At 30.7% G+C, this 4,006-nt stretch carries 4 protein-coding genes; all 4 read left to right on the top strand.

Translation table 11 applies throughout. The features are described 5' to 3' along the window. The first annotated feature begins 452 nt into the window (after nt 1–452). Nucleotides 453–2,267, top strand: a complete 1,815-nt coding sequence (locus U9R42_04250; GenBank protein ID MEA3495228.1) for an FAD-dependent oxidoreductase — start codon at nt 453–455, stop codon at nt 2,265–2,267. Between the two features lie 502 nt (nt 2,268–2,769). After that, the gene (locus tag U9R42_04245) at nt 2,770–2,898 is read left to right on the top strand and encodes a hypothetical protein (GenBank protein MEA3495227.1); all 129 of its coding nucleotides are present in this window, start codon (nt 2,770–2,772) and stop codon (nt 2,896–2,898) included. Between the two features lie 99 nt (nt 2,899–2,997). After that, entirely contained in the window at nt 2,998–3,234 is a 237-nt protein-coding gene (locus U9R42_04240) for a hypothetical protein (GenBank protein MEA3495226.1), read from the top strand. Beyond that, nucleotides 3,216–3,518 (top strand): type II toxin-antitoxin system RelE/ParE family toxin, encoded by a 303-nt coding sequence (locus U9R42_04235; GenBank protein MEA3495225.1) that lies wholly within the window; start codon nt 3,216–3,218, stop codon nt 3,516–3,518. Before U9R42_04240 ends, U9R42_04235 begins: the two co-directional genes overlap by 19 nt. Nucleotides 3,519–4,006 lie beyond the last annotated feature (488 nt).

Genomic DNA, 4,006 nt, shown 5'->3' with positions numbered 1-4,006 from the left:
CTGAAATTGAAAGATAAAAGATAAAAGTTGAAAGATAAAAGTTGAAAGATAAAAGATAAAAGTTGAAAGTTAAAAGTTATGGATAAACAGATATAAAAATTCTCTTTGCGTTCTTAGCGTCTTAGCGAGAAAAATAAAAAAGTCCCTAAAACACTTAGAGTTAAAAGATAAAAGTTGAAAGTTATGGATAAACAGATATAAAAATTCTCTTTGCGTTCTTAGCGTCTTAGCGAGAAATATAAAAAAGTCCCTAAAATACTTAGAGTTACAAGTTAAAAGATAAAAGTTATGGATAAACAGATATAAAAATTCTCTTTGCGTTCTTAGCGTCTTAGCGAGAAATATAAAAAAGTCCCTAAAATACTTAGAGTTAAAAGATAAAAGTTATGGATAAACAAATAAACAAATAAACAAATAAGCAAATAAACAGAAAATCAAATAAACAAATAACCATGAATCTAAAAGATATATTAACACCATTTACAGCTTGGAAAAGCATTACAAAAGATCCTGTTACAGTAAAGGATCCTATTAATGACAGACCCGGAGCTCCTAGATATAGAGGTTTTCATAAAAATATAATTGATGAATGTATTGGTTGTGGAACTTGTGAAGCCATTTGTCCTAACGAGGCTATTGATTTGATTCCTGTTGAAGGAATTGAAACAAAAGATGGAGATAGTGGGTTAAGGCCAAATATTGACTACGGAAGATGTTGTTGGTGTGGCTTCTGTGTAGATATTTGTACAACAAATTCACTTAGTTTATCAAATGAATATACATGGGTTAGTGAAGATCCTGAGGATTACAGATTTACTCCGGGAATTGATGAAAAATCTTGGAATAAGGAAGAAAAAGGATGGAAAAAACCTGAAGGGGATTATGATTTATATGCAAAAGAGAGAGAAGATATGGGCGAACTTGAGCCTGAAAAAAGAGATAAATCATTTATTGAAATTGTAAAAGGTTATTCAAAAGAGCAAGCTCAAAAAGAAGCTGACCGTTGTGTTGAATGTGGAATTTGTACTGCTACATGCCCTGCTCACATGGGAATCCCTGAGTATATTAAGGCTGTAAGAGAAGACGATATGGAAGAAGGTTTAAGAATTTTATATGAAACTAATCCTCTTCCTGAAATATGTGGTAGAATTTGTACTCATAAGTGTGAAACGGTTTGTTCTGTGGGAAAAACAGGAGAACCATTATCAATTAGATGGTTGAAAAGATATATTGCCGATCAGGTTGAATCTGAAGATTACAAAAAAATATTACAAACTGACGGTATTGAAAAAAATGATAAGAAAATTGCAGTTATTGGTTCAGGACCTGCCGGTCTTTCTGCTGCTCATTATTTAGCTTTAATGGGATATTCAGTAAAAATCTTTGAACAATTTGCACAATCAGGTGGTATGATGAGATATGGTATTCCTGAATACCGCTTACCTTATGACCAACTGGATAAAGATATTAATTACATACTTTCTCTTGGAGTAGAAATACAGTACAATACAACAATTGGAAAAGATATAAGTCTTGATAAACTTAAAACTGAATATGACGCAGTATTTTCTGCAACAGGTTTGCATGAAGGTAGAAGCACAAGAATACCGGGTACAGACCATAAAAACGTTTATCAGGCAATAGAATTGCTAAATAAAATTACTGACGGTAAAGAAATTCATGTTGCTGAAAAGATAGTTGTAATTGGTGGTGGTAATGTTGCTTTAGATATTACTCGTTCACTTGCAAGATTACAAAATCAAAAATATGGCAAAGTAAATATCATTACTACTTCTTTAGAATCAGAAGATATTATGCCTGCTGATAGAGAAGAGATTGTGGAAGGAAGAGAAGAAAATGCTATAATTAATCCGGGTTGGGGACCAAAAGAAATAGAAATAAAAGATGATAAAATAACAGGTTTACATGTTGTAAAATGCTTATCTGTTTTTGATGAAGAAGGAAAATTTAATCCTAAGTTTGATGAGGATGATAAGAATTTCTTTGAAGCAGATATGGTAGTTGAATCAATCGGACAGGGAATGGATTTGGGTTACATTACTGAAAAAGTAAAAGCGGAACTTGAATTTGGACCAAGAGGCAGAATTAATGTAAATGAGAATTATCAATCTGATGCAAAATGGTTCTTTGTAGGTGGTGATATTATTCAAGGACCTGATGTGATTCATGGAATAGAAAATGGTCATAAAGCTGCTATCGGTATTGACAATTTTTTAAGAGATGATACTAAACCGTTATCAAGTTAATTAAAAAGAATCTGGTATCCCCGAAATAAATACGGGAGTGAACTATGCCGATGGATTAGCATAGCTTGTACCACAAAATTTCGGTACAAGCTATGATAACCTTTCGGTATAACCCTTACTGCTGACAAAGAATATATGCTTGTTTCGTGTTCTGAAACAAAAAAGCAAATTCATCAAGTAAATATTGGGAATTTGATTTTCACACCAAGTTCTGAAACAATTGATGAAATTGGTAGCTTTGAACGCAACTTGGTATAATACCAATTTAATTTCAAAACGCCTGATAAATAAATTAAATTATATTTTTCTTTTTTTAGGCAAAAATTCTTTGCATAGCTATAGCTACGGAAATAATTTTTAACGACAAAAAAGGGAAATAGAAATGATTTATATCGGGTGTTTTGATGTTAATTTGGTATAAGTATAATTTGGCTATTAAAAGTTGAGTTAAAAGGGGGAAAAGACTGTATTGTTTTGTTGTATAGTGAAAATTATATTATATTTGCGAATAGATTTAAGATACATTCAAAATTTATTAGGACATGAAAACATTAAAACTACAGAAATTTATAAGCCATTGGATAATATTGAATTATGGGATTTTTTAACAAAATATATAATGGAAATATAATGATTGTTCATTATATTCACTCGTTAGCAAAAATTATAAGACCAACTCAGCCTGTTTACTTTAAATTAAAAATATTGTAACTTTGTAAAAAATACAGAAATGAGTACTATAGAATTAAGAAACATCCTGATTAAAAGAATTAGTGAAATCAATGACAATTCTTTCTTGGAAGCAATTATGACAATTCTTGACTCAAAGATTGATAGTAAGATATACCATTTGACTTCAAAACAAAAAGATGCAATTATTGAAAGTAAAAGACAAGTTGCAAATGGGGAGGTATTTTCGAATGAACAAGTAAATCAAGAATTTCAGGAATGGCTAAAAGAAGTATAGAATGGTCAAGCAATGCAAAAATTGAATTGTTTGAAATTCTAGATTTTTATTTCAAAAGAAATGGGAATAAGAATTATTCCATTAAGGTTAACAAACACATACAATCCACCGTAAAGTTGTTAAAAAAATTTCCTGGACTTGGAATAAAAACCAGTGAAGAAAATATCAGAGTAATTTTTGAGGGAGACTTTTCAATATTTTATGAACCTTCACAAAAACAAGTAACCATTCATTCTATTTGGGATAATCAAAGAAATCCTGAACAAAGCAAATTCAAAAAATAACTTTTGCTAACAAATAATATAGTGCATGTCGCAGTGCGTCATTCACAAACAAATTTTGTTAAATTTGAAAATTGTGAAACCAAAGAAAAGTATTGAATAAAGTGCGGCAGGCACCATATTCAAACCGTCAGACTGTCTAAAAAAATCAACAATTTGTAGATAAAAATAATTTCCCACCAAAGTAATAATTTCTATTTTTATACTATGAAATTTATACAAGGAAAAGACAGAAGACAGGCATATATTTTTCCAACATCACTGGAAGAAGCAATTCGAAAAACGCAACCTAAAAAAGCAAATTACTTTTAAGCAAAGCCGAAATGTCCTTATATTTGGCAAAAATTTAATCGGTGGTTTGGGTTATTAGACAGACTGCCGTTACCCAACATAACAAAGAACGAACAGAAAAAATAAAAATGAGACATATTAAAAGCCGACACACAAACAAAAGAGTTGCAATTTCCAGCCCGCAAACTGACACTATTTTG

The organism is Bacteroidota bacterium, assembly GCA_034723125.1.
Lineage (GTDB): Bacteria > Bacteroidota > Bacteroidia > CAILMK01 > JAAYUY01 > JAYEOP01.
Note: the sequence above shows the minus strand (reverse complement) of the source record. Positions and strands in the feature narration are given on the sequence as shown.